Here is a 24,794-nt window from a genome sequence, read left to right on the forward strand (position 1 = left end):
GGCCGTCCACGAGGCATGCGATTTTTCGTGACGCAAAGGGCCGGGGCGCTGTATCAAGTTGTTAGCAGCATGGAATTGACGCCGAGTGGATTCCTATAATTGACATTTTCGCTCCGAAATTAACATCTCGTGACTTTGCCGGTCATGGCGACCGGTTAAAATGCCGGGCCTGATCGGCCGAGACTTGGCCACTGTGACATGACAAGAAGTGCGATGAGCGTCTGCCAGGCGCGCCGCACACTATTACTAGAGGAAGCTTCATGATCCTGGTTACCGGCGGCGCGGGTTTTATCGGTGCCAATTTCGTACTCGACTGGATGGCTGCTTCTGGTGAGGCCGTGCTCAATGTCGACAAGCTGACCTATGCAGGCAACCTGCGGACGCTGGCACCACTGGACGGAAATCCGGATCATGTGTTCGCCCGGGTCGACATTTGTGATCGCGCAGCACTTGATGCGCTGTTCGCCGAGTACAAGCCGCGGGCCGTGATCCACTTTGCCGCTGAAAGCCACGTCGACCGCTCGATCCACGGGCCGGCCGATTTCGTGCAGACCAACGTCGTCGGCACGTTCACGTTGCTCGAGGCGGCACGCATGCACTGGAACGGGCTGAGCGACGTGGAGAAGGTGGAATTCCGCTTCTTGCACGTGTCGACCGACGAGGTGTTCGGATCGCTGTCCGCGACCGATCCGCAATTCTCGGAGACGACTCCGTACGCGCCGAACAGCCCCTATTCGGCGACGAAGGCTGGCTCCGATCATCTGGTGCGTGCGTATCACCATACGTATGGCCTGCCGACACTCACGACGAATTGCTCGAACAATTACGGCCCGTATCAGTTCCCGGAGAAGCTGATTCCGCTGATGATCGCGAATGCACTCGCGGGCAAGCCGTTGCCGGTCTACGGCGATGGCCAGAACGTGCGCGACTGGCTGTACGTCGGCGACCACTGCAGCGCGATCCGCGAAGTGCTTGCGCGCGGTGTGCCGGGCGAGACGTACAACATCGGCGGCTGGAACGAGAAGAAGAATCTCGATGTCGTGCATACGCTGTGCGATCTGCTCGACGCGGCGCGGCCGAAGGCGGCGGGTTCGTATCGCGAGCAGATCACCTATGTGAAGGACCGCCCGGGCCACGACCGCCGTTACGCGATCGATGCGCGCAAGCTCGAGCGCGAGCTCGGCTGGAAGCCCGCCGAGACGTTCGAGACGGGGCTCGCGAAGACCGTACGCTGGTACCTCGAGAACCAGCCATGGGTGGACGAAGTCGCGTCGGGCGATTACCGCAGGTGGGTCGAAACCAATTACGCGCAACGCACGTGAGGGCTTGATCGATGGCACGCAAAGGCATAATCCTCGCCGGCGGCTCGGGCACGCGACTGTATCCGATTACCTACTCGGTGTCGAAGCAGTTGCTCCCGGTGTACGACAAGCCGATGATTTACTACCCGCTTTCGACGCTGATGCTCGCGGGCATTCGCGACGTGCTGGTCATTTCGACGCCAGCGGATACGCCGCGCTTCCAGGCGTTGCTGGGCGATGGCTCGAAGTGGGGGATGAACCTGCAATACGCGGTCCAGCCGTCGCCGGACGGGCTCGCGCAGGCGTTCATCATTGGGCGGGACTTCATCGGCAACGATCCGAGCGCGCTCGTGCTCGGCGACAACATCTTCCACGGCAACGATCTCGCCAAGCAGTTGCTCGCGGCCAACGCGCGCACCGAAAGCGCGACCGTGTTTGCCTATCACGTGCAGGACCCGGAGCGTTACGGCATCGTCGAATTCGACGACCAGATGCGCGCGCTGTCGATCGAGGAAAAGCCGCTCCAGCCGCGCTCGCGCTACGCCGTGACCGGCCTGTATTTCTACGACAACGATGTGTGCGACATTGCGGCCGACATCAAGCCGTCGGCGCGCGGCGAACTCGAAATCACCGACGTCAATTCCCGTTATCTCGCGGCGGGCAAGCTGCAGGTGGAGATCATGGGGCGCGGCTATGCGTGGCTCGATACGGGCACGCATGATTCGCTGATGGAGGCTGCGGCATTCATTGCGACCTTGCAGAAGCGCCAGGGCCTCGTGGTCGCGTGTCCGGAGGAAATTGCATACCGACTGGGCTGGATCGACGCCGAGCGCCTCCTGGAACTCGCCGCGCCGCTCGCCAAGAACGGATACGGGCAATATCTGAAGAACCTACTGACGGACAAGATCCTATGGCAATCACGGTAACTTCCACGGCAATTCCAGACGTCAAGCTGATCGAGCCCAAGGTCTTCGGCGATGCTCGCGGGTACTTCTTCGAGAGCTTCAATCAGCGGGAATTCCGAGAGCAGGTTGCGGATGTCGAGTTCGTTCAGGACAACGAGTCGCGCTCCGGTAAATCGGTGCTTCGCGGGATGCACTATCAGATCAGCCATGCGCAGGGCAAGCTGGTCCGCGTCGTCGAAGGCGAAGTGTTCGACGTTGCCGTCGACCTGCGCCGTTCGTCGCCGACGTTCGGAAAATGGGTCGGCAGCGTACTGTCCGCGGAAAACCACCTTCAGATGTGGGTGCCAGCCGGATTCGCGCACGGCTTCCTGGTGATGTCCGAGACAGCGACGTTTCAGTACAAGACGACCGATTTCTGGTACCCCGAATTCGAACGCGTGCTGCTGTGGAATGATGCGCAGGTCGCCATCGACTGGCCGCTCGACCGGGATCCTGTGGTCGCGCCGAAAGATCTCGCCGGTACCGTGTTGGCGGATCTGGAGACCTACGCATGAGGATTCTCGTGACCGGGGCGAACGGGCAGGTCGGGTGGGAGCTCGTCCGCGCGCTGCAGCCGCTGGGTGAGGTGGTCGCAGCGACTCGCCACGTCGTCGATCTTGGCGACGCGGCTGCCGTCGACGCATACGTCGACACGCTCGCGCCCGATCTCGTGGTCAATGCGGCCGCCTATACGGCTGTGGATCGTGCCGAGGACGAGCCCGAAGCCGCGTTCGCGGTCAATCGCGATGCGGTGGGCGCGCTCGCGCAGGCGGCACGCGAGCGCGGTGCATTGCTGATCCATTTCTCGACTGACTATGTGTTCGACGGAAGCAAGCGGACACCGTATGTCGAAAGCGACGCGGTGTGCCCGCTGAACGTCTACGGCGCGAGCAAGTTGGCAGGCGAACAGGCCATCGCCGATGCCGGCGGAGACTGGCTCGTGTTCCGTACGTCATGGGTGTACGCCTCGCGCGGGCAGAATTTCCTGCGCACGATGCTCCGGCTGGGCGCGAATCGCGAGGCGCTGTCCGTCGTCAGCGATCAGTTCGGCGCGCCGACGAGCGCGCGCATGATCGCCGATCTGACCGCGCACGCTGCGGCAAAAGCGCTTGCCGAGCGTCGGGCGGGATCGTTCACGAGCGGCGTGTACCACATGACGGCGCAGGGCGAGACGACCTGGCACGCGTTCGCCGAAGCCATTTTTGCCGGCGCCAGAAGACTGTCCCCACAGATCGATCTGGCGATCCGGGAGGTGAAGCCGATTCCCGCGACCGAGTATCCGGCGAAGACCGCGCGTCCGACCTTTTCGGTGCTCGACAACACGCGGTTCGACGAGCGTTTCGGATTGCATCGACCGCAGTGGTCGGACGGGCTTGCGCTCGTCCTCGCGGAACTGTTCGATGCCTGATGCCGCCCGGTTCGGGCGGCGCACATCACAATTCATGCCGCGTCGTGTATGCGGTATGGCTTAGCTAGAGATTGTCATGCGGGAACTCATCCAACCATCACTTCCTATCTGGCGGCATCGCCGCCTGATCCTCCAAATGGCGCGCCGCGAGGTGGTCGGCCGGTATCGCGGCTCGGTGCTCGGCCTGCTCTGGTCGTTCTTCAACCCGCTGCTGCTGCTGACCGTCTACACGTTCGTGTTCAGCGTGATCTTCAAGGCGCGCTGGAACACCGGCTCCGATTCGAAGACCGAATTCGCCGTCGTGTTGTTCGTCGGGATGATCATGTTTCAGGTGTTTTCGGAAGCGGTGAACCGTGCGCCGTCGCTCATCATCAGTAACGCGAACTACGTGAAGAAGGTCGTGTTCCCGCTCGAGGTGCTGCCTGTCGTCGCGCTGCTCGTCGCGTTGTTCCATGCCGGGATCAGCTTTTGCGTGCTGGTGCTCGCGATGGTCGTGCTGGGTTTTCCCGTGCATGCGACGATCCTGTATTTCCCGCTGATCGTGCTGCCGTTCATCCTGTTTACCCTCGGCGTCTGCTGGTTCCTCGCTTCGCTGGGCGTATTCATCCAGGACATCGGCCAGTCGATCGGGCTCGTGACGACGGTGCTGATGTTCCTCACGCCGGTGTTCTATCCGGTGAGCTCGCTGCCGGCCCATTACCAGCGTATCGTCGGCATGAATCCGCTCGCGTTCGTCATCGAGCAAAGCCGAAACGTCGTGATCTTTGGAACCGTGCCAAGCTGGACCGGTGTGTTGTTGATGATGGTCGTCAGTATCGGTGTCGCGGCGCTGGGCTACCAATGGTTTAATCGCACGAGGAAAGGATTCGCAGATGTCCTCTGATCTCGCAGTCAGCGTGAAGGATCTGAGCAAGGTCTTTCATATTTACGATAGCCCGCGCGCCCGCCTGTTGCAGATGCTGTTCGGCTCCCGCAAGCAGTATTACCGCGAGTTCTGGGCGCTACGTGACATTTCGTTCGACATCGCACGGGGCGAAACGGTCGGGATCGTCGGTCACAATGGCTCCGGAAAGTCCACGCTGCTCCAGGTGATCTCGGGGACGCTCGCGCCGAGCGCCGGCAACGTCGAAACGAACGGCAAGGTCGCCGCGCTGCTCGAACTCGGGTCGGGCTTCAACCCCGAATTCACCGGCCGCGAGAACGTGATGCTGTACGGCCAGATTCTCGGGATGAGCGAGGAGGAACTGGAAGAGAAATATCCGGCGATCGTCGATTTCTCCGAGATCGGTGATTTCGTCAACCAGCCGTTGAAAACCTATTCGTCGGGTATGTACGTGCGTCTGGCGTTCTCGGTCGCGATCCACGTCAACCCGGACATCCTGATCGTCGATGAAGCGCTGTCGGTCGGCGACGCGCTGTTTCAGGCGAAGTGCATGGCAGTGATGAAGAAGCTGATGGATCGCGGCACGACGTTGCTGTTCGTCAGCCACGATCCGGGCTCGGTGAAGGCGCTGTGCGACCGGGCGATCCTGCTCGATCACGGCAACATGCTGGCCGTCGGTTCGACGGACCACGTGATCGAGTCGTATTACTCGTCCTACGTCCGCAAGAAGCAGCACGTGATCGAGGACGCCGATGCGCCCGCGGCGCAGATCGCCGAGCTCGATGCCGACCTCAACGATGGTGCGGACGAGTTCCAGAAACAGGCGGCGTTCCAGCGGATCCGTAATGGACGCGCGAGCTTCGTCAACGTGCAGTTGCTGAACGAACAGGGCCGCGCGACACGCCAGGTTACGTACGGCGACACCGTGACGCTGAGAATGGTCGTGAGCATCGAGGAAGATCTGCCGCTGCTCGCTTTCGGCTATCACCTGCGCGACAAGAACGGGTTCGATATCGCGTACTCGGACACTGGTCTCGAACATGCGCATTTGTACGACCTGCACGCGGGCGAAGTCCACGTGGTCGACTGGACGTTCAAGGTATCGCTGCGCGGAGGCGACTACAGTATCAGTGCGGCGACCTCGGTGCCGACTGACCTGAGCATCGGCCAGGTCGACACGTGCGATCATGTGCCGATCGCCGTGCAGTTCAATGTCTCGCGCGGCACCTACCTGCCGCTGTATGGTGCCGTGCATTTCGACAACAAGGTTCAGACGCGTCTGTTGTCGAAGACGGTGGCCTGACGCAGCGTTAGTCGGCAGTGGATCCGGCGCCGGGGCCGGCGTGCGGATTCGCACGAGGAATCAATCAGGAGCGCCCTATGAGACAGAAGCCGGATGGTTTCGCCAATCCGATCTATGTGACGAGACCGATGTTGCCGCCGCTCGGCGAATTTACATCGCAACTGGAAGACATCTGGGACAGCGCGTGGCTGACCAACGGCGGTGCGAAGCACGTCGCGCTGGAGGCAGCGCTCGCGAAGCGGCTCGGCGCCCGCCACTTCTCGCTGTTCAACAATGGGACGAGTGCGCTGCTCGTCGCCTGCCAGGCGCTGCGGCTCGCCGGTGAGGTCATCACGACCCCGTTCACGTTTCCCGCAACGCCGCATGTGCTGCACTGGAACAACGTGACGCCGGTGTTCTGCGATATCGACGAGGATACGCTGACCATCGATCCGGCCGTGGCCGAAGCGCTGATCACGCCGCGCACGACGGGTGTGCTCGGCGTGCACGTGTACGGGATGCCGTGCGACGTGAAGGCGTTCGAGCGCATCCGCGAGCAGTACGGCGTCAAGGTGCTCTACGACGGCGCGCACGCGTTCGGTACGGAAATCGACGGCAAGCCGGTCGCCGAGTTCGGCGACGCGACGATGTACAGCTTCCATGCGACGAAGCTGTTTCACTCGGCCGAGGGCGGTGGGCTGGCGATGGCGGACGAAGCGACGAAGCGGCGCGTCGATTTGCTGAAGAATTTCGGAATCTTGAACGAAACCGAAGTCATCATGCCGGGTACCAACGGCAAGATGAACGAAGTGCAGGCGGCACTGGGGCTCGTCAATCTCGCCCATTACGATGCAGAGCACGCCGCGCGGCAGCGCGTGGCACAGGTCTATCTGAGCCGCCTGGACGAGATTCCCGGCATCACGTGCTTCCGGCTGCCGCCGAACGTCGGCCACAGCATGCAGTACTTCATCGTGCGCGTGAATCCGCAGGCATGCGGCGTGTCGCGTGACCAACTGTACGACACGCTGAAGCAGTTCAACGTGATTTCGCGGCGCTATTTCTACCCGCTTTGCAGCGAGCACAATTGCTATCGCGCCCTGCCGAGCGCTGATCCCGGCCGCCTGCCGGTTGCGACGCGCGTGTCCCGCGAAGTGCTGGCGCTGCCGCTGTACGGCGAACTCGGAGAGGACGGCGCGAATCGCATCGTCGACATCATTCAATACATCTGCAATGGCAAACAATAATTATGCGACCGGGGAATCGCGGCCGCGTGTCAGCGTTCTCACGACGTCTTACAACTACGGCAGATTCATCGGGGAGACGATTCGGTCGGTACTGTCCCAGACGTACGCGTCATGGGAGCTGATCATAGTCGACGACTGCTCGACCGACGATTCCTGGGAGGTCATCCAGCAGTTCGACGACCCGCGGATTCGCGCGGTGCGTCAGGAGCGGAATCAGGGCGCGTGCGCGGCGTACAACACGGCGCTGCGTCTCGCATCCGGTGAATTCATCGCGAGCCTGGATTCCGACGACGTGTTCGTGCCCGAGAAGCTGGCGGCGCAGGTCGCGTTCATGGACACCCATCCGGATGTCGACATCTGCGGCAGCTTCATGGCGGAAATCGATGCGTCGAGCCAGCCGGTCGACGTCGACAAATGCTTTTATGCGCCGTGGTTCAATCAGGATCTCGACCTCAATGCGCCCGACAGCTGGGTGTGGGAAAACCACCTGTGCCATTCGACTGTGCTGGTCAGGAAGTCCATGCACGATCGAATCGGTTTTTTTCGGGAGGATCTGACTTACTCGCCGGACTGGGATTTCTGGTTGCGTTCGCTCGCCGGCGGTGCACGATTTCATGTGATGAAGGACGCACTCCTGCTTTACCGTGCGCACGGCGGCAACATCACGCACCGCAATCGCGATGCGCTGATGTGGGAGTATGCAGACATCTCCGGCGGTGTCGTGCATCCTTACCTCGCGCGGATCGAGCGCTTCGACTTGCTGCGCAAGAGCATGGAGTCGTTCGTCGGGCGCTTCTTCGAAATCGACGGCGACTGGCGGCGGTTTCTGGAACTGATCGAGATGCTGCGCGTGTACGACCGTCACGAGGATACGTTCAGGATTCCGCCGCATCTGTTCTTCAACAGCGAACTGACCGCGTTCGTGACGAGACTCGCATCTGGCTGGTCGCCGCAAGCTTTTGCCGCCGTTCGAGAGCGCCTGTCGCGGCTAGAGGGCGAGTACGCTGGTTCAGCGCAGGCGGCGGGCGCGCATGCGCCCGAAGACGCCGCGACGTTTCAACTGATGATTCGCGGCGAACGTGACCGCGCGCTTGCCGAACTGGATCAGGCGCGTATCGAGCGCGAGCACATTGCCACGGAACTCGAACACGCGAAAGCGGCGCTGCGCGCCGCGGCCGAGCGGGAAGAGCGGCTCACCGCCAGCCTGGCCGACGCGCAGACGGAACTCGATCGTGTCAGGGGAACCATCTGGGGCAAGGCGGATAATCTGTACCGGCGCCTGAGCCGATAGCCTATCAGCGAATGATTCAAGATATCTAACCATGCCGCGATACCAGCATCTTCTGTACTTTGCCCAACGCGTCTACCATCGCCTGCCGGTGAGCCAGGAGGCGAAGTGGCGCGTTCGCAAGGCCATTTCGCCGGTTATCACGTCCTTGCGTCAAGGCAAGTCGATTCGTCAGGCGTTGCGCTCGGCGGTCCGGCGCGAAAAGTTGCTCGATCACGCTCGCGAATCGCGCCTGCAGCACCTGCTGCTCGACCTCGCGCAGCGGGGCGTGCGAAACGTCAGCCACGTCATTGCGGTGCCGTTCCTCGGAACGGGGGGCGCAGAGAATGTCGCGCTCAATTTCTCGAGAGCGCTGCGCGAGATCCATCCCGATCGTCAGGTCCTGATCGTCGTCGCCGATCGCGACCTGGTCGACGAGCGCGTCGCGCGGATCGATGGCGTGCATGTAGTCGTTCTGCGCGATTTCACCGACGACGATTCGTACGCGCTGAAGCAGGCGCTCCTGTACGACATGCTGCTGGCAATCCGGCCCGCCGTGTTCCACAACATCAATAGCGAAGTCGCGTGGAACGCGGTCATCTCGCAGGGAAGCCTGCTCAAGGAAATCACGCGTCTGTTCGCCAGTATTTTTGCGTTCCAGTTCGCCGAGGACGGCAAGAGCAAGATCGGCTACGCCGCTTATTTCCTTCAGCCGGGGCTGCCGGCGCTGACCGCGCTGCTGTCCGACAACCAGCGCTTCGTGACCGATGCGCGCGCCGAATACAACCTTGGGCAGCAGGGCGACAAGCTGCGTGCCGTGTACAACCCCAGCCGCATGGCGACCGACGGCTGGAAGACGCGCGCGTTAGCGCGCATCGCGAGCCGCGGGCAGGATCTGGCGGGGCAGCGCCCGGCGTTTCTGTGGGCCGGGCGGCTCGACAAGGAGAAACGTGTCGACCTGCTGTTGGCGCTCGTGCAGGCATGCCCGCACATTGATTTCTACGTCTATGGCCAGGCGGTTGTGAACGTCAGCGAGCAACTCCCCGATCTCGCGAATCTGCATCTGATGGGGCCGTTCACGTCCCCGGAAGAACTCGTGCGCGAACGAGCGTACACGGGCTTCATCTTCACGTCGAAGTGGGAAGGCATGCCGAACATCCTGCTCGAGATCGGGGCGCTGGGCATGCCGATCATCGCGCCGTCGGTCGGTGGTGTTGGCGAACTGATATCCGATTCGACCGGATATCCGCTGTCGGAGAAGCCGGAGGTCGCGGATTATCGCGTGGCGATGGAGTCAGTCATTTCGAATTCGCAGGAAGCCGAAGCGCGCGCCCGCGCGCTCGTCGAGCTGATCGACGGGCGCCATACGTGGCAGCGGTTCGTCGAGCATGTCAAGGAGTTGGAAGGTTATGGGAGCTGACCGGAAAGAATCGGGCGCTGACGACTCGCGAGATTCGTCGTTGCCGCTCGTATCGGTGGTAATCCCCTGTTTCAATCAGGCGCAGTATCTGAATGAATCGATCTCGTCGGTGCTCGATGCGTATCGCGGGCCGCTGGAGATCATTGTTGTCGACGACGGTAGCACGGCACCCAGGACCGAAATTCATCTGCGTGCAGCAGAAGCGCTGTCGCCCATGGTGCGGGTGATTTCGCAGCAGAACGCGGGCCTTTCGGGCGCGCGCAACACGGGTATCGCGGCCGCGACCGGCGAATTCGTGCAGTTGCTGGATGCGGACGACATCGTTGTTCCGCCGAAGCTCGACCTGCAGGTTGCGCATTTCCAGATCGCGAATGCACTTGACGTATCGGTGTCCAACTTCCTGTTGTGCGACGATACGCGCTCGGTCTTCTCGAAAAACGACGAAGCGATCGCGCACTCGTCGCTCAGCCTGTCCGATTTTCTGTACAAATGGGAGCGCGGCTTCGCGATTCCGATCCACTGTGCGCTGTTTCGCCGAACGGTGCTGAGGGATGCGCCGTTCGACACGTCCGCGCGCGCGAAGGAAGATTGGCTGTTCTGGTGCGGCCTGAGCGCGCGCGGCGCGCGCATGGCGTACCTCAACGCGCACAATGCGATTTACCGGCAGCATGCGCAAAGCATGCGCCGGTCGTACGTGAAGATGGGCAAGAGCTGGCTGCATGCTGCGGCCAAGATCGACGCGATGGTGTCCGCCCGCGAACCGGTGTTTTTCGAATCCGCGGTCGACTGGTTCGAGAATTTCTATCGAAAGCACCCGGCGTACGTCGAGGAAATCGCACAGTTGCGCGGCCATGCGCATGAAACCGGATCGGGGGCTGTCACGTCGCCGGCCGCTCCCGCCGATCTGCTTGCGCGGAAGCTGGCGCGCCTGCAGGTCGCCATCGCGAAAATGCCAGTGTCGGCGACACCGCTGATCAGCGTCGTGATCCCGGCATACAACCACTTCGACTACATCGACGGCTGCCTACTGTCCGTGATCGAGCAGCAGGACGTCGCATTCGAGATCATCTGTGTCGACGACTGTTCTCCCGATGCACGCACGACCGCACTGCTGCATGCGTTGCAGGGCAGTCATCCGAACGTGCGGATCGTCCTCAACAGCGAAAACAGGGGTATTTCGCGCACGCAGAACGAAGCAGTCGAACAGGCGGCTGGAGAATATGTCGCATTCGTCGATTGCGACGACGCGCTGGCGCCCGGCGCGCTGTCCCGCGTCGCGCAGGTACTGGCGCAGGGGCAGCCGTGCGATTACCTGTTCACCGACCGGTTCGACATCGACGAAAGTGGTGACGAAATCCGGCGTGCGGACTATGGCGGTTATCCCGGCATCGCGTTCCGGAACGACGCGAGCATCAAGGGCGACCTGCTCGACGGCATGGTAGCGTCGCACCTGAAGGTGATTCGGCGCAGCGCGTATCTGCAGTCGGGCGGATCGGTCGATGCCTATTCAGGCATCCAGGACTGGGAGCTGGCGCTGAAGATCGCGGAGTTCGGCAATTTCCGGTATCTGCATGAACCACTCTATCGGCACCGGATTCATACGCGCTCCGTTACCTCGTCGGACAGCGTCGGCCAGTTCAGGCGGACCAATATCGTCCGGCGTCAGTTTGCCGGCAGGTGGCTTTGCGACGGACGCGACCGAACCGGGCCGGTCACGCGTTTTTCGAGCGACGCGAAGTCGATACCGTCGATCGAACAACTGAAGGAAGTGTGGCGGCAGGGGCGGCGATGCGAGATGGTCGTCGCGGCGGACGCGCCGCCACCGGTGCTCAATTTTCTGCGGGAATTCAATTCGTACTTCGATCGCATCGTGTGGACTAGCGCCGAAACCTATGCGGGTCTGCTCGGGTATGTAGAGCCCGGCGTGATGGTGGCGTACGGGCGGGCGCAGCACGACTGACCGGAGTGTGGGGCGCGCGTTACGCGCGCGCCCGGCCTGACGGTTTGACTGTCGGCCGGTGCCGTGCCGCAGTTACTTCCTCCCGGTAAACGGACGCATGATCGTCCGCAGCAGCGGGCCCAGCACCGGAATCCGGTGCAGGCGAAGATACGCGCGATAGATGATGAAGATGCGGGCGCGCTGAAACGCGACCCACTGGTTCGCGTATTGCCGCAGTTCGACCGACTCGCTCCTGAGGACATCGGCTTCACGTGCGTGGACGAGCAGTTTCGCGCGTGCGTCCGCGAGTTCCCGCCTCAAGCGACGCAGTTCTTCCTGGTTTTCCGCGGATGCGGCGGTCTGGCCGGCGGGCGCCTGTGCGGGCTCGTGGGATTCGTGATGGGAGGCATTCATACCGAATATTCGCTGAATGTTCGCGACGTACTGCGCGTCGCCATGCTTGTCGTGAACGTAGTCGGACGCGCGCTTCGACAGCGCTCCGAGCAAATCGGGTTGGGCGTACAGGCGCTCGATGGCCTCGCGATACGCGTCGACAGCTTCGTCGAGGTCGTTCGATGCCTCGATGAGGATGCCGGTCTCGCCGTCGAGCACGGCTTCGCCGATACCGCCGATGTTCGGTGCGATGACCGGGAGCCCCGACCCCATCGCTTCGAGAATGACGTTCGGCAGTCCATCGAACCATGATGTATAGACGAGCGCATCGTATTCGTGCAGCGGAAGATCCGCAAACGCCGAAAACGGCCCCTTATAGTTTGCGTCGGTCAGGTCGACGTCGAACCCCGGCGTGATGCCGCCGTACAGGTCGAGTGTGATGCCGGAACCGCTCCGCGCGAAGTACTTCGACAGCGCGACGGCCAGTTGCGGCCGCTTCTGGCCATCCAGCCGCGACGCCCACAGCAGGCGACGACGCGGCGTCGCGTGGAGCGTCGGTTCCTTGACGCCGTGCAGCAGCGCGGGGAGGTTGTTCCAGCGGGACGCGCTGGCGCCAAAGATGAATTCGTCGTCGACGACCGTTTGTCCGTTGTCGGTGACGATCCGCGTGATGTGCTGGATGTTGTTCGTCAGGAACTCCACCGCGCCGCCGGAGATGATTGATACGTTGTCTTCGTAGACACGCGTGTCGCAGAACCGGTAGTACGTGACGTCGCGCCCGCTGAACTGCGCGAAATGGCGGCTCAGCATGCGATGGGAAAACACGCATGCGCGAATGTGCAGACGGGCGTCGGGCGCCGCGGCGCGAATCAGGCGTGCGGTGATGCGATCGCGCTGGCGGTCGTCGAGCTTCTTGCCGAGCACTGCGACGTCGACGAAGATCGCCGCGTCGGGCAACCGCGGCAACCACGCGTGCTTTTCCATCGGCTCGCCGGACACCACGAGGATGCGCTTCGACGCGCCGCATGCCAGCAGGCCGTTCATCACGTCGAGGATGTAGCGCTCCGCGCCGCCCGCGGGCAGGAACGGGATCAGGAATACGTCCGTGATCGGGCCGGCGTCGCGAATGGCCTCGCACATCTCGTAGTAGACCGCCGACGGTTCGGGTGTCGACCACATCGCGCTCGTCTGGCTGCCGTGCCGCAGCGACAGCGTGTCGACGGCCGGGTCGATACGGTTGGCAGCCTCCGTCATGTCCGACAGCAGCCGGCTGCCGAGGAACTTCTGCTTGACGTCGTACCACGGTGGCAGCATGCGTTCGCCGGCGCGGTACGCACGATAGTCGTCCGCGAACACGCGCAGGTAAACGGCCGGGTCGAACAGGTCGGTATCCGGCGTTTCGAGCTCGACGTTCTGGCTGCGCGCGGCAGCCATGATGCTCTGCTGGCGCTGGCGATAGTAAAGAACAGTGTCGGGGATGTAGTGTGCCTTCATCCCGAGCGCGATCGCGCACGAATTGAAGTGCCAGTCCTCGAATGCGTGGCCGCGCTGCGTATCGCAGTGCACATACTTGAGGCGATCGAACGTCGAGCGATGGAAGAACACGCGCGACACGTACGGATGGATGTCCGCGAGCAGGAACGGCATCAGGTCCGCTTCGCCGTATTCGGTAATGAAGTACATCGAACCGAATGCGATCAGGTACTGCGGGAACAGCAGCGCATCGTTGCCGTACTGTTTCGCCGCGGCCAGCGCTTCGACGAAGAAGTTGAACGATACGAGATCGTCGGCATCGGCCGTGGCGAAATATTCGCCTTGCGCGATCTCGCAACCAGAGTTTCTGCTGAGACCCAGCGAGCGGTTCGACACCTCGATCGTCTGGACTCCGTCGAAACTGGAGAGGTCGGCCGACGCGATGACGGAGCGGGTCGCTTCGTTCGGGTTGTCGAGGACGACGACAATTTCCAGGGTGATACCGCGGGCTCTTGCGAAGTCTGCCGCTTCAGCCAGGGACCGGAGCGTCCGGTTGATGATGCCGCCCTCATTGTGAGCGTTGAGAATCACCGAAATATCAAACATAGGGTGCAACTGGCGGATGCGTATCGAGGTGACGCATTATATACAGAAGCATTTGGCGTTTCGGAGCTGGCCGAGGCGGGGCCGCACACCCCTGTATTGCGGCCCTTTTTCCGGCCAGGACGCCCGTGGCGCCCGCCGCCACGGCATAATTGCTACAAATGGCAATCCAGTTTGTGTGCGCAGGCCGCTGTGCACACTGGCAGATTCCCCCTCGCGCCAAATGTTAACGATAGTCAGCACGTGACATCTCATCCGCAAGCAGTCAATCACGCTCCGCATCCCGTCGACGAAATCCTGTCGATTTCCATCGTGACGTACCACCCGGACGACGCGCTTCTCGCACGTACGTTCTCCAGTCTCCGCGCGGCATGTGCGCGTCTCCAGGCGGTGCGCGGTGTCAGCGCGATCGGCGTGTGCGTGGTCGATAACGGCGGCTTGCCGGACCTCGCGGCAGATCGTGCCGCGTTCGAACAGGCTGGCATCAGGTACGGCGTGCTGTCCGGTCACGGCAACGTCGGCTACGGACGCGGGCACAACCTCGCGATCGAAGCGGCGCGCAGTCGCTATCACCTGATCCTTAACCCCGATATCGACCTCGAGCCGGATGCACTCGTGCAGGCGCTCGACTTTCTCGATACGCATCCCGAAGCGGGCTTGCTGACGCCGCGCATCGGCGACGATTCGGACCGGATCCAGTATCTGTGCCGCCGCTATCCGGCGTTGGTGGATCTCCTGGTCAGGGGCTTCCTGCCGTCGCCCCTGCGCCAGCCGTTCGAGCGTCGGCTGGCCAGCTACGAGATGCGCGATCGCATCAACGAAACGGACGTCGTGTGGGATCCGCCGATCGTCAGCGGCTGCTTCATGCTGTTTCGTACCGACGTGCTCGCACGTCTGCAGGGCTTCGATCCGCGCTATTTCCTGTACTTTGAGGATTACGATCTCAGCTTGCGGACCGGCCAGTGCGCGCGCACTGTCTATGTACCGCTGGCGCGCGTGATCCACCACGGCGGCGGCGCGTCCCGCAAGGGCTTCGCACACATCCGCATGTTCGCGGCGTCGGCGTTCAAGTTCTACAATCGCTTCGGCTGGAGGCTCTGGTGACCCGCATCGTCGTGACGGGCGCCAACGGCTTCGTCGGCCGCGCGGTCTGCCGGCTGGCGCTCGCGGCAGGACATACGGTCACGGCGCTGGTGCGCCGTCCCGGCGGGTGTGTCGCCGGGGTGCGCGAATGGGTACATGACGCACCGGATTTCGCCGGGCTCGTGGACGCGTGGCCGGCCGATCTCGAAGCAGATTGCGTGATTCACCTGGCTGCGCGCGTCCACGTGATGCGCGACGAGTCGCCCGATCCGGATGCCGCGTTCGAGGCGACCAATGTTGCGGGGACGCTGCGCGTGGCCGAGGCGGCGCACGCGCACGGCGCCCGACGTTTCGTGTTCGCCAGCAGCATCAAGGCGGTCGCCGAGGGCGATCGCGGTGTACCGCTCGCGGAAGACGTCACGCCTGCGCCCCAGGATCCATACGGACGTTCGAAATTGCGCGCGGAACAGGCGCTCGCGCAATTCGGGTTGCGCGCGGGTGTCGATGTGGTCGTCGTCCGTCCACCGCTCGTCTATGGCCCGGGCGTGCGCGCGAACTTCCTGAGAATGATGGACGTCGTGTCGCGAGGACTGCCGCTTCCGCTGGGCGCGATCGCCGCACGTCGCAGCCTCGTCTACGTCGACAATCTCGCGGACGCGTTGCTGCGCTGCGCAATCGACCCGCGGGCCGCGGGCGAGTGCTTTCATGTTGCCGACGACGATGCGCCGTCGGTTGCCGGGTTGTTGCGGATGGTCGGCGACGCGCTCGGCCGGCCGGCGCGGCTGTTCCCGGTACCCGTCACGCTGCTGGCCGTGCTCGGCAGGCTGACCGGCCGCAGCGCCGCCGTTGATCGCCTGACAGGCAGCCTGCAGCTCGATGCCGGCCGCATGAAGCGCGTGCTTGACTGGCAACCGCCTCATACGACGCGGCAGGGCCTCGAAGCGACCGCCGCGTGGTATCGTTCGCGCGACAAACAGAAATAGACAATATGCATCCCGCGATTACCACGTGGCTCATGGCGACCGGAGTGGCTCTGACCGCCGCCGTCGCCACGACGCTCATCCTGCGGACGCTGCTCGCCACCGGACTGGCCTGGCGACTCGCGACCGATATTCCAAACGATCGTTCGCTGCACACGCTGCCGACGCCGCGCGTTGGCGGCTGGGGCATCGTGCCGGTGTGCGTGATCACGATGCTGTGGCTTGCGCCGTCGATGTGGCTGATTGCCGTGGCCGCCACGGGGCTGGCCGCGCTGTCGCAGCTCGACGATCGGCGTGGATTGCCGGCGCGGGTCCGGTTCGCCGCGCACCTTGTCGCGGTCGCTGCGCTGATCGTCGTCTATCCGGCCGCCGCGCCGTGGTGGCTCCTTGCCGGCGTCGGTTTCGGGATGGTCTGGCTGACCAATCTGTACAACTTCATGGATGGCGCGGACGGTCTCGCCGGCGGCATGGCGCTGTTCGGATTCGGTGCCTACGCTGTTGCCGCCCAGGCCGGCGTGCAGCCGGCGCCGGATCTTGTCGTGGGCGGCGCAGCGATCGCGGGAGCCGCGTTCGGCTTCCTGCTGCTCAATTTCCATCCGGCGAAGCTGTTTCTCGGCGACGCGGGCTCGATTCCGCTCGGCTTCATGGCGGGCGCACTCGGCTACTGGGGCTGGCGAGGCGGGGTATGGCCGATCTGGTTCCCGGCGATGGTGTTCTCGCCCTTTATTGCTGATGCATCTGTAACACTTGCGAGACGTTTGTTACGCGGGGAAAAGTTCTGGCAGGCGCACCGGGAGCATTACTATCAGCGCATGGTGCGTTCCGGCACTGGTCATCGGCGCACCGCCATTTACTGGTACCTCGTGATGCTCGCGGGCATAATCACGGGACTGTGGGCATTGGGCCGGCCGACATTGCAGCAGTGGGGGCTGTTTGTCGCCTGGTATGGCGTGCTGGCGTGTATCGGTTGCGCGATCGACGCGCGCTGGCGACGGGTCGGTACGGCCGCCCAAAACAAATCTTGAGGTCTCCCGCCGATGTTGCGATCCAAAGCATCTTGGCTGTCACTGAGTGCTTTCCTGTTCGACCTGCTGGCGGTTCTTGCCGCGTGGTTGTTTGCTTATCTCGTCCGCTTCAACGGTAGCGTTCCACCCGATTTCCTCGGCGGGGCGCTCATGGCGCTGACGTGGGTTTTGCCCGTATACGCGCTGATGTTCCACATATTCGGCCTGTATCGCGGGCTGTGGGTATTCGCGAGCCTGCCCGACCTGATGCGTATCGCGAAGGCGGTGGTCGGCGGCGGCGTGATCGTGATGATCGGCGCCGTGATGTTCCAGCCCGTGCCGATCATTCCGCGCTCGGTACTGCTCGTGTCGCCGCTGATGCTGTTCCTGGCAATGGGCGGCGCGCGCGCGCTGTATCGTGCGACGAAAGAGTACTACCTGTACGGCGGCCTCGTCGGCAAGGGCAAGCCGGTGCTGGTGCTCGGCGCCGGCACGGCCGGCGCGAGTCTCGCGCGCGAACTGTCGCGCTCCGGCGAATGGCGCCTCGTGGGCCTGCTCGACGACGACGTCACGAAGCAGGGCCGCGAAATCTACGGCTACAAGGTGCTCGGCTCGTTCAACGACCTCAAGCACTGGACCGACGCGATGAAGGTCGAATACGCAATCATCGCGATTCCGTCGGCCTCCGTCGAAACGCAGCGTCGCGTCGCGACGCTGTGCGTGCGTGCCGGCGTGAAGGCGATGGTGCTGCCGTCGCTGACCGCGCTGATGCCGGGGCAGGGCTTCCTGTCGCAGGTGCGGAACATCGATCTCGAGGATCTGCTCGGGCGCGATGCCGTGACGATCGACACGCCGCACGTCGAGGCGCTGCTGCGCGGCCGCGTCGTGATGGTGACGGGCGCAGGCGGCTCGATCGGCTCGGAGCTGTGCCGGCAGATCCTGCGCTTCGCGCCTGCGCAGCTCGTCGCGTTCGATCTGTCCGAATATGCGATGTACCGGCTGATCGAGGAGTTGCGCGAGCGCTTCCCCGACCTGCCTGTCCTGCCGATCATCGGCGATGCGAAGGATTCGCTGCTGCTCGACCAGGTGATGTCGCGCCACGCGCCGCACATCGTGTTCCACGCAGCCGCGTACAAGCACGTGCCGCTGATGGAAGAGCACAACGCATGGCAGGCGCTGCGCAACAACGTGCTCGGCACGTACCGCGTGGCCCGTGCGGCGATCCGCCACGACGTGCGCCACTTCGTGCTGATCTCGACCGACAAGGCCGTCAATCCGACCAACGTGATGGGCGCGAGCAAGCGCCTCGCCGAAATGGCCTGCCAGGCACTGCAGCAGACGAGCGGGCGCACGCAGTTCGAGACCGTGCGCTTCGGCAACGTGCTCGGCAGCGCCGGCAGCGTGATCCCGAAATTCCAGCAGCAGATCGCGAAGGGTGGCCCGGTCACGGTCACACACCCGGAGATCACGCGCTTCTTCATGACGATCCCAGAAGCGTCGCAGCTCGTGCTGCAGGCATCGAGCATGGGGCATGGCGGCGAAATCTTCATTCTCGACATGGGCGAGCCGGTGAAGATCGTCGATCTCGCGTGCGACCTGATCCGCCTGTACGGTTTCTCGGAAGAGCAGATCCGGATCGAGTTCACCGGGTTGCGGCCGGGCGAGAAGCTCTACGAGGAACTGCTCGCGGACGACGAAGCGACGACGCGCACACCGCATCCGAAACTGCGGATCGCACGTGCCCGCGAGGTGCCGGACAATTTCCTCGACGAACTCCTGCCGTGGCTGATGCAGCATCGCGTGCTGCCCGACGACGAAGTGCGGCGGGATCTGCGCCGCTGGGTGCCCGAGTATCAGACGGCCGCCGTGCCGGCCCTGAAGAGCGTGCGGGTCGCGTCGAACCGTTGACGGCCTTTGCCGCGGCGGCGCGGCAGTCGCTCCGAGCAAAAGAAAAGCGCCCCGCGGGGCGCTTTTTTCATGCCGGGTTATGAGCGGTTCAGTGGCTGCGCCGCTCCTTCCTCACCACCATCCACCGCGGCACGCGGAACCGCACGATGCTGAGATACAGCCACACGTAGGTCAGCGCGAACAGCACGACGAACACGAACAGGTGCACCGTGTGCCGCCAGAACAGCGTCGCGGGTATCACCGCGACGAGGCACAGCAGCCACAGGTACGGCGACGTCAGCGAATTGCGGCGCGTGAGGTCGTGCGCGTGTTTCGTGCCGACGGCCCAGCGCATCAGCCGCTTGTACACGAGCATGTGCAGGTGCACGCCGTCCGGGATGCCGGGTGACATGCCGCGGATGAATTTCTTCCGGTAGATCGAGAAGCAGGTCTCGAAGATCGGGTACATGAACAGCAGCACCGGGTACCACGCGGATACCTCGCGGTTGCGCATCACGAGCAGGATCGCGAGCTCCGCGAGCATGAAGCCGATGAAATAGGCGCCGCCGTCGCCGAGGAAGATCAGCCCGGCGGGGAAATTCCACAGGAAGAAGCCGAGCACGGCACCCATCATGATGATCGACGCGGACATGACGACCGGGTCGCGGACCTGGAACGCCACGTAAGCGAGCGATGCGAACATCATGAAGCTGACCATCGACGCGAGCCCGTTGAAGCCGTCGATGATGTTGACCGCGTTCGCGAGCGCCGCGACCGCGAGCACGGTGATGAACGCCGAAATGGCCGCGTAGTGGAGCAGGAAATCGAGCGGCGGCACGCTGATGCGCGTGACCGCGATACCCATCAGCCAGAACGCGAGCGCGGCTGCGCCCATCGTGCAGAGCAGCCGCGCGCGCGGCGACACGCGTTTGGTCAGGTCCTCGACGAGGCCGGACAGAAACGCCGGCAGCCCGCAGGCCGCGATGCCGAGAATACTGCCCGCGATCGTCGGATAGTGCCGGGACAGAATCAGCGCGGCAACGACGACCCCGGCGAGGATCCCGATGCCCCCCACGCGCGGCACGGGCCGCACGTGGAATTTCTGCACGCCGGCCAGGTCGCTGTCGACCGAGAATTTCTCGTGAAGGTGCGCGTAGCGCACGATGAACAGCGTGACGAGCAGGGAGACGATGAAGCCGGACGCGAAGCTGAGCATGGGATCGCTCGAAAAATGGACAGCGGATTATACAAAACCGCGCGGGTTCCCCTCCTGCCATCGCCAGTGGTCGACACACATTTCCTCGATGCCGAGCGTCGCGCGCCAGCCGATGATGTCGGCCGCGGCCTGCGGGTTCGCGTAGCACTCGGCGATGTCGCCCGGGCGGCGCGCGACGAGTTCGTACGGCACCGGGCGGCCCGATGCCTTCTCGAACGCGCGCACGACTTCCAGCACGCTGTAGCCCTGGCCCGTGCCGAGGTTCACGACGAAGCTCGCGTCGCGTTTCGCCAGCGCGTCGAGCGCGGCGATGTGCCCCTTCGCGAGATCGACGACGTGGATGTAGTCGCGCACGCCCGTGCCGTCCGGCGTCGGGTAGTCGGAGCCGAACACGCGCAGTTTTTCCAGCTTGCCGACGGCAACCTGCGCGACATACGGCATCAGGTTGTTCGGGATGCCGGCCGGATCCTCGCCGATCAGCCCGCTCGCATGCGCGCCGACCGGGTTGAAGTAGCGCAGCGTCGCGATGCGCCACGTCGGGTCCGACACCTCGAGATCGCGCAGGATCTGCTCGGCGATCAGCTTCGACTGGCCGTAAGGATTCGTCGCGGACAGCGGGAACGACTCGTCGATCGGTGAGCGCTCGGGCACGCCGTACACGGTCGCGGACGAGCTGAACACGAACTGCTTCACGTTGCGCTCGCGCATTACCTTGAGCACGGCGAGCAGGCCGCCGAGGTTGTTCTGGTAGTACTCGAGCGGCTTCTCGACCGATTCGCCGACGGCCTTGAGCGCCGCGAAATGGATCGTGCCGGTGATCGGATGCGCGTCGAACACCTTGGCGAGCGCGGCTTCGTCGCACACGTCGACCTGATGGAACGCGGGCGTCTTGCCGGTGATCCGCTCGATGCGGCGCACGGATTCGGCCTTGCTGTTGACGAGGTTGTCGACGATCACGACATCGTAGCCGTTGTCGAGCAACTCGACGGCCGTGTGCGAGCCGATGTAGCCCGCACCGCCGGTAACGAGGATGGTGCCTTTAGCGGTCATTGCAGATGCGCTCCTTCAGAGGGTGATGCCGGTTAACGAATGGATGGTGCGCCGGTAGCGTTCGACGACCTGCTGTTCGTCGAATTCCGCCGCGACCTTCTGCCGGCCGCGCGCGCCCATCGCGTCGCGTCCGGCCGTTCCGAGTTCGATCATGCGGAGCAGCTGCTCCGCGAGGCTCGCGCTGTCGCGTGCGCGGCACAGGAAGCCCGTTTCGCCGTCGGCGACGACGTCGCGGCAGCCCGGCACGTCGGTCGCGACGATCGGGCGCCCCATCGCCGATGCCTCCATCAGCGTGCGCGGCACGCCTTCGCGGTACGACGGCAGCACGACGCAGTCGGCCGCCGCGATATGGGGGCGCACGTCGTGCGCTTCGCCGAGATACTCGACGACGCCTTCGCCGACCCACGCATCGACATCCGCGCGGCCGATCGCGCTCGGATTGTCGACGCCGAGCGGCCCGAGCAGCTGGAAGCGCGCGTTCGGGAAGCATTCGCGCACGACGCGCGCAGCCTCCACGTATTCGCGCACGCCCTTGTCCCACAGCAGGCGGCCGATCAGGATGAAGACGGGGGCGCTGCCGGCCGGCAGCGGCACCGGCGCGAACTGTTCGAGATCGACGCCTTCGCCGTGCAGCAGCCGCGCGCGATCGGGATGCGCGAGCAACTGCTCGTCGGTGAAGGTGGCGAGATCGTCGCGGTTCAGGAACCACACTTCGCGCGGGAAGCGGAACGCGAACCGGTACAGGCGCTTCGCGACGCTCGCCGCGCGGCTCTTCTGGATGAAGACGTAACCGAGCCCGGTCGTCACCGCGATCGACGGCACGCGCGCGAGCCACGCGGCGACCGAGCCGTAGATGTTCGGCTTGATCGTGTAGTGAAACACGAGATCGGGCTGCAGCGCGCGGTAATGACGGAACAGTGCGGCAAGCGTGCCGAGATCCTCGCGCGGGCTCGTGCCTTTCGACGCGACCGCGAGCGCCACGTGGCGGCAGCCCATCTGCTCGAGCAAGGGCACCGTGCGGTCGTGCGGTGCGATCACGAGGACGTCGGCGCCGCGCGCGACGAGCGCGCGGATCAGCCCGTGGCGATACGTGTAGATCGCCCAGGCCGTGTTGCAGACGAGCGCGATGCGCAGCGGGGAGGTGGCGGACATGAAAAAAAGAAAAAATAAAGCGTCGAAATGGCCGAAAACGCCGGCTACGCGTCAGGCGGACGGCCGGGCGGCGAACAGCGTCTGCTTGATCCGCTGCAACGTACGGTACGGCGTCACGAAATGCAGCAGGTTCTTGGCGAGGCCGGCCCAGTCGTACGGGTTCAGCGCGTTGAAGTGGCTCAACAGCAGCGTGAGCGTCGACACCAGCTGGCGCCGGCGCTTGGTCGCACTGATCCCGCCCTCGTTCAGTTCGTAATAGAGGCCGAGTTCCGGCAGGTTCGCGCAATCGTAGCGTTGCATTAACCGCAAGAAAAGATCGAGATCCTCGGCCGCACGGTATTTCGCACGATAGTTCCCCACTTCGCGCACGGCGTCGATGCGCAGCATGACCGACGGATGCACGAGCGGCGAGCGCAGAAAGCGCGTGCGGCGCAGCGTGCGCGGATCGGCGGGCGGCGTCAGCATGAAGCGCGGTTCGCCGGCGCGCGACACGACCTGCGTCCACATGCCGACGCAGGCCACGCGCGGATGGGCGCCGAGATATGCGCGCTCCTTTGCGAGGCGCTGTGGCGCGGCGAGATCGCCCGCGTCGATGCGGGCCGCGAAGCGAAAGCCGCGCGCGGCGAGCGCGTCGATGCCGGCCGCGAGCGCGCGCTCGATGCCGCCATTCTCCGGCATGCGCAGCACGTCGATCGTGAGGCCGGGCAGGTCGGGCGCGACGATCGGCGGCGTGCTGCCGTCATCGACGATCAGCACGTGCACGGGTGTGTCCTCGCGAAACGATGCGAGGGTCCGAACGACGTCGTCGTGCCCGTTGTAGGCCGGCATCAGCACGGCCACGTCGTCGAGCGGGGTCGGGCAATCAGGGGACGTCATGGTCGCAGCTTGAAACGGATGTAATAAAAGTTGACGGCGGCGGCGGCCAGATAGCCGGCCGCCAGCCCGACGAGCGCGCCGTACAGGCCGAGCCGCGGGATCGCAAACAGGTTGACGAGCGCGGCGATCGCGAGCGCGAGCAGCCATTTCGACAGCAACACGAATTTTGCTTGATATTTGAGAACGATAAGATTGCCTATCGCCTCGATGCCGGCCGGCACCGACAGCCAGACCGCCCAGCGGAAGATGTCGACCGACGCCTCGTAGCCGTGGCCGAACACCTTGCCGACGATCAGCGGGGCGGCGGCGTCGAGCACGAGCGCGCCGGCCGTCATCAGGCAGGCCGTCATCGCGATCAGCCGGACGATGTTGCGGCGCAGCCGCGCGACGTCCTGCACGCGATAGACGAAGGCGGGCGCGATCGTCTGCGCGAGCATCAGCGCGAGCGTGATCCAGTTCTCGTTGAGCTGCTGCGCGGCCGAGTAGCGGCCGAGATCGGCGAACGACACGTGACGCTCGAGCATCAGGCGGTCGAGCTTCAGGAACAGGTACATGCAGATGAGGCCGAGCCAGAACACGGTGCCGGCGGTCGCAAAGTGCCTGAACAGCGGCTTGTCGAACGTCCAGCCGAGCGATCCGCCGTTACGATGCCGGTAGTACAGCATCAGCGCGATACCGATGGCGGCGGCCTCGAGCGCCCACAGCCACGCGAAGCGGGCGGGGCCCGCGGCCGCACGGACGAGCAGCCAGACGAGCAGCGCCTTCGCCAGCGCGGTGACCATGCTGGTGACGAGCTGCGGCTTGCTGTAGGTCATGCTCTGCAGCCACGCGTTGATGACGCCGACGAACGGTTCGCGGAACACCATCGTGACCGCCAGGCCGGCGAGCATCGCGCCGACCAGCGGATCGAAGGCACCCGCTGCGATCGCGATCCAGGTCGCGACGAGCGCGGCGGCGGAGACGGCGATGCGCAGCGCGAATGCGCTGCCGAGTACCGCGCCGAGCTGGGCGGGCGGGCGCTGGACGATGGTCGGGACAAGGATTTCCGCGCCGCACACCCAGGTGAGCGGCGCCAGTACCAGGAGGAGCGTATTCGCATACTGCCATTTGCCGAACACATCCGGCCCGAAATAACGGGCCAGCAGGCCGCTGATCGCGATCGCGACGCCGATCTGCGTGAGCCGTTCGAGCCCCAGCCAGACGAGATTCGCGACGGCCTTCGCGACGTCCGGGTTGCCGAAGCGCTTCAGCATGCGCTGTGGCGGCGTGCGCGCAAGGGGGCCGGCAGGGCGCCCGGGGGCTGCAGGTCGGCGGCGACGGGACGGCTAGGCATTAAAATGGGCGGCATGCGCGTCATCAAAACCCGCGATTATAAGTGGGATCGGGGTG

General features: G+C 64.1%; 20 protein-coding genes. 14 read left to right on the plus strand and 6 right to left on the minus strand.

The annotated features are described in order from the left end of the window. Nucleotides 1–260 precede the first annotated feature (260 nt). The 10 genes from rfbB to PQB87_RS04715 all read left to right on the plus strand — a co-directional run bounded on the left by rfbB (nucleotide 261) and on the right by PQB87_RS04715 (nucleotide 11,709). Complete coding sequence (gene rfbB / locus PQB87_RS04670) at nucleotides 261–1,322, plus strand: dTDP-glucose 4,6-dehydratase (RefSeq protein ID WP_059685683.1); 1,062 nt, start codon at nucleotides 261–263, stop codon at nucleotides 1,320–1,322. An 11-nt stretch (nucleotides 1,323–1,333) separates the two neighbouring features. Then, on the plus strand, nucleotides 1,334–2,227 hold the full coding sequence (gene rfbA / locus PQB87_RS04675) for a glucose-1-phosphate thymidylyltransferase RfbA (protein ID WP_048024263.1): 894 nt from the start codon (nucleotides 1,334–1,336) through the stop codon (nucleotides 2,225–2,227). Further along, on the plus strand, nucleotides 2,212–2,760 hold the full coding sequence (rfbC, locus tag PQB87_RS04680) for a dTDP-4-dehydrorhamnose 3,5-epimerase (protein ID WP_021161725.1): 549 nt from the start codon (nucleotides 2,212–2,214) through the stop codon (nucleotides 2,758–2,760). The genes rfbA and rfbC overlap by 16 nt, the downstream gene beginning before the upstream one ends. Beyond that, nucleotides 2,757–3,653 (plus strand): dTDP-4-dehydrorhamnose reductase, encoded by an 897-nt coding sequence (rfbD, locus tag PQB87_RS04685; protein WP_059685681.1) that lies wholly within the window; start codon nucleotides 2,757–2,759, stop codon nucleotides 3,651–3,653. The genes rfbC and rfbD overlap by 4 nt, the downstream gene beginning before the upstream one ends. A 76-nt stretch (nucleotides 3,654–3,729) precedes the next feature. Next, nucleotides 3,730–4,536, plus strand: a complete 807-nt coding sequence (locus PQB87_RS04690) for an ABC transporter permease (protein ID WP_042976531.1) — start codon at nucleotides 3,730–3,732, stop codon at nucleotides 4,534–4,536. Continuing rightward, on the plus strand, nucleotides 4,526–5,839 hold the full coding sequence (locus PQB87_RS04695; protein WP_021161722.1) for an ABC transporter ATP-binding protein: 1,314 nt from the start codon (nucleotides 4,526–4,528) through the stop codon (nucleotides 5,837–5,839). The genes PQB87_RS04690 and PQB87_RS04695 overlap by 11 nt, the downstream gene beginning before the upstream one ends. Nucleotides 5,840–5,916: 77 nt before the next feature. Next, entirely contained in the window at nucleotides 5,917–7,062 is a 1,146-nt protein-coding gene (locus PQB87_RS04700; protein ID WP_021161721.1) for a DegT/DnrJ/EryC1/StrS family aminotransferase, read from the plus strand. After that, nucleotides 6,947–8,353 (plus strand): glycosyltransferase family 2 protein, encoded by a 1,407-nt coding sequence (locus PQB87_RS04705; protein ID WP_489242636.1) that lies wholly within the window; start codon nucleotides 6,947–6,949, stop codon nucleotides 8,351–8,353. Before PQB87_RS04700 ends, PQB87_RS04705 begins: the two co-directional genes overlap by 116 nt. A gap of 31 nt (nucleotides 8,354–8,384) precedes the next feature. Continuing rightward, entirely contained in the window at nucleotides 8,385–9,749 is a 1,365-nt protein-coding gene (locus PQB87_RS04710) for a glycosyltransferase family 4 protein (RefSeq protein WP_153487924.1), read from the plus strand. Continuing rightward, nucleotides 9,739–11,709 (plus strand): glycosyltransferase family 2 protein, encoded by a 1,971-nt coding sequence (locus PQB87_RS04715; protein WP_153487925.1) that lies wholly within the window; start codon nucleotides 9,739–9,741, stop codon nucleotides 11,707–11,709. Before PQB87_RS04710 ends, PQB87_RS04715 begins: the two co-directional genes overlap by 11 nt. 72 nt (nucleotides 11,710–11,781) lie before the next feature. Here PQB87_RS04715 and PQB87_RS04720 read toward each other — a convergent pair whose 3' ends face one another. Next, nucleotides 11,782–14,145, minus strand: a complete 2,364-nt coding sequence (locus tag PQB87_RS04720; RefSeq protein ID WP_489242637.1) for a glycosyltransferase — start codon at nucleotides 14,143–14,145, stop codon at nucleotides 11,782–11,784. Between the two features lie 255 nt (nucleotides 14,146–14,400). Between PQB87_RS04720 and PQB87_RS04725 the strand changes: the two genes are divergently transcribed. From PQB87_RS04725 to PQB87_RS04740, 4 genes are read left to right on the plus strand one after another with little or no spacing between them, the layout of a single operon-like run. After that, nucleotides 14,401–15,261: a glycosyltransferase family 2 protein gene (locus PQB87_RS04725; protein WP_059685669.1), complete on the plus strand. Its 861-nt coding sequence runs from the start codon at nucleotides 14,401–14,403 to the stop codon at nucleotides 15,259–15,261. Beyond that, the gene (locus tag PQB87_RS04730) at nucleotides 15,258–16,223 is read left to right on the plus strand and encodes a UDP-glucose 4-epimerase family protein (protein WP_059685667.1); all 966 of its coding nucleotides are present in this window, start codon (nucleotides 15,258–15,260) and stop codon (nucleotides 16,221–16,223) included. The genes PQB87_RS04725 and PQB87_RS04730 overlap by 4 nt, the downstream gene beginning before the upstream one ends. Nucleotides 16,224–16,228: 5 nt before the next feature. After that, a complete protein-coding gene (locus PQB87_RS04735) occupies nucleotides 16,229–17,245 on the plus strand; it encodes an MraY family glycosyltransferase (RefSeq protein ID WP_174414578.1) in 1,017 nt (338 codons plus the stop codon). A gap of 12 nt (nucleotides 17,246–17,257) precedes the next feature. After that, nucleotides 17,258–19,132, plus strand: a complete 1,875-nt coding sequence (locus PQB87_RS04740; RefSeq protein WP_048024247.1) for a polysaccharide biosynthesis protein — start codon at nucleotides 17,258–17,260, stop codon at nucleotides 19,130–19,132. A gap of 88 nt (nucleotides 19,133–19,220) precedes the next feature. Here the strand turns inward: PQB87_RS04740 and PQB87_RS04745 are convergent, their stop codons facing one another. From PQB87_RS04745 to PQB87_RS04765, 5 genes are read right to left on the minus strand one after another with little or no spacing between them, the layout of a single operon-like run. Then, nucleotides 19,221–20,327: an MraY family glycosyltransferase gene (locus PQB87_RS04745; RefSeq protein WP_059685663.1), complete on the minus strand. Its 1,107-nt coding sequence runs from the start codon at nucleotides 20,325–20,327 to the stop codon at nucleotides 19,221–19,223. A 27-nt stretch (nucleotides 20,328–20,354) separates the two neighbouring features. Beyond that, a complete protein-coding gene (galE, locus tag PQB87_RS04750; protein WP_027788178.1) occupies nucleotides 20,355–21,377 on the minus strand; it encodes a UDP-glucose 4-epimerase GalE in 1,023 nt (340 codons plus the stop codon). Between the two features lie 15 nt (nucleotides 21,378–21,392). Next, nucleotides 21,393–22,529 carry a glycosyltransferase family 4 protein gene (locus PQB87_RS04755; RefSeq protein ID WP_489242638.1) on the minus strand — a complete coding sequence of 379 codons (1,137 nt, stop codon included), beginning with the start codon at nucleotides 22,527–22,529 and terminating at the stop codon, nucleotides 21,393–21,395. A 51-nt stretch (nucleotides 22,530–22,580) separates the two neighbouring features. Further along, entirely contained in the window at nucleotides 22,581–23,405 is an 825-nt protein-coding gene (locus PQB87_RS04760; protein ID WP_021161709.1) for a glycosyltransferase, read from the minus strand. After that, nucleotides 23,402–24,658: a lipopolysaccharide biosynthesis protein gene (locus PQB87_RS04765; protein ID WP_060342830.1), complete on the minus strand. Its 1,257-nt coding sequence runs from the start codon at nucleotides 24,656–24,658 to the stop codon at nucleotides 23,402–23,404. Before PQB87_RS04765 ends, PQB87_RS04760 begins: the two co-directional genes overlap by 4 nt. Between the last annotated feature and the right edge of the window lie 136 nt (nucleotides 24,659–24,794).

This window comes from Burkholderia sp. KL41, from assembly GCF_057005415.2.

Bases quoted from the DNA above. Each gene is read 5' to 3' on its own strand.
- rfbB (WP_059685683.1), top strand. From the start codon at position 261: ATGATCCTGGTTACCGGCGGCGCGGGTTTTATCGGTGCCAATTTCGTA.
- rfbA (WP_048024263.1), top strand. From the start codon at position 1,334: ATGGCACGCAAAGGCATAATCCTCGCCGGCGGCTCGGGCACGCGACTG.
- rfbC (WP_021161725.1), top strand. From the start codon at position 2,212: ATGGCAATCACGGTAACTTCCACGGCAATTCCAGACGTCAAGCTGATC.
- rfbD (WP_059685681.1), top strand. From the start codon at position 2,757: ATGAGGATTCTCGTGACCGGGGCGAACGGGCAGGTCGGGTGGGAGCTC.
- PQB87_RS04690 (WP_042976531.1), top strand. From the start codon at position 3,730: ATGCGGGAACTCATCCAACCATCACTTCCTATCTGGCGGCATCGCCGC.
- PQB87_RS04695 (WP_021161722.1), top strand. From the start codon at position 4,526: ATGTCCTCTGATCTCGCAGTCAGCGTGAAGGATCTGAGCAAGGTCTTT.
- PQB87_RS04700 (WP_021161721.1), top strand. From the start codon at position 5,917: ATGAGACAGAAGCCGGATGGTTTCGCCAATCCGATCTATGTGACGAGA.
- PQB87_RS04710 (WP_153487924.1), top strand. From the start codon at position 8,385: ATGCCGCGATACCAGCATCTTCTGTACTTTGCCCAACGCGTCTACCAT.
- PQB87_RS04715 (WP_153487925.1), top strand. From the start codon at position 9,739: ATGGGAGCTGACCGGAAAGAATCGGGCGCTGACGACTCGCGAGATTCG.
- PQB87_RS04735 (WP_174414578.1), top strand. From the start codon at position 16,229: ATGCATCCCGCGATTACCACGTGGCTCATGGCGACCGGAGTGGCTCTG.
- PQB87_RS04740 (WP_048024247.1), top strand. From the start codon at position 17,258: ATGTTGCGATCCAAAGCATCTTGGCTGTCACTGAGTGCTTTCCTGTTC.
- PQB87_RS04745 (WP_059685663.1), bottom strand. From the start codon at position 20,327: ATGCTCAGCTTCGCGTCCGGCTTCATCGTCTCCCTGCTCGTCACGCTG.
- galE (WP_027788178.1), bottom strand. From the start codon at position 21,377: ATGACCGCTAAAGGCACCATCCTCGTTACCGGCGGTGCGGGCTACATC.
- PQB87_RS04755 (WP_489242638.1), bottom strand. From the start codon at position 22,529: ATGTCCGCCACCTCCCCGCTGCGCATCGCGCTCGTCTGCAACACGGCC.
- PQB87_RS04760 (WP_021161709.1), bottom strand. From the start codon at position 23,405: ATGACGTCCCCTGATTGCCCGACCCCGCTCGACGACGTGGCCGTGCTG.
- PQB87_RS04765 (WP_060342830.1), bottom strand. From the start codon at position 24,658: ATGCTGAAGCGCTTCGGCAACCCGGACGTCGCGAAGGCCGTCGCGAAT.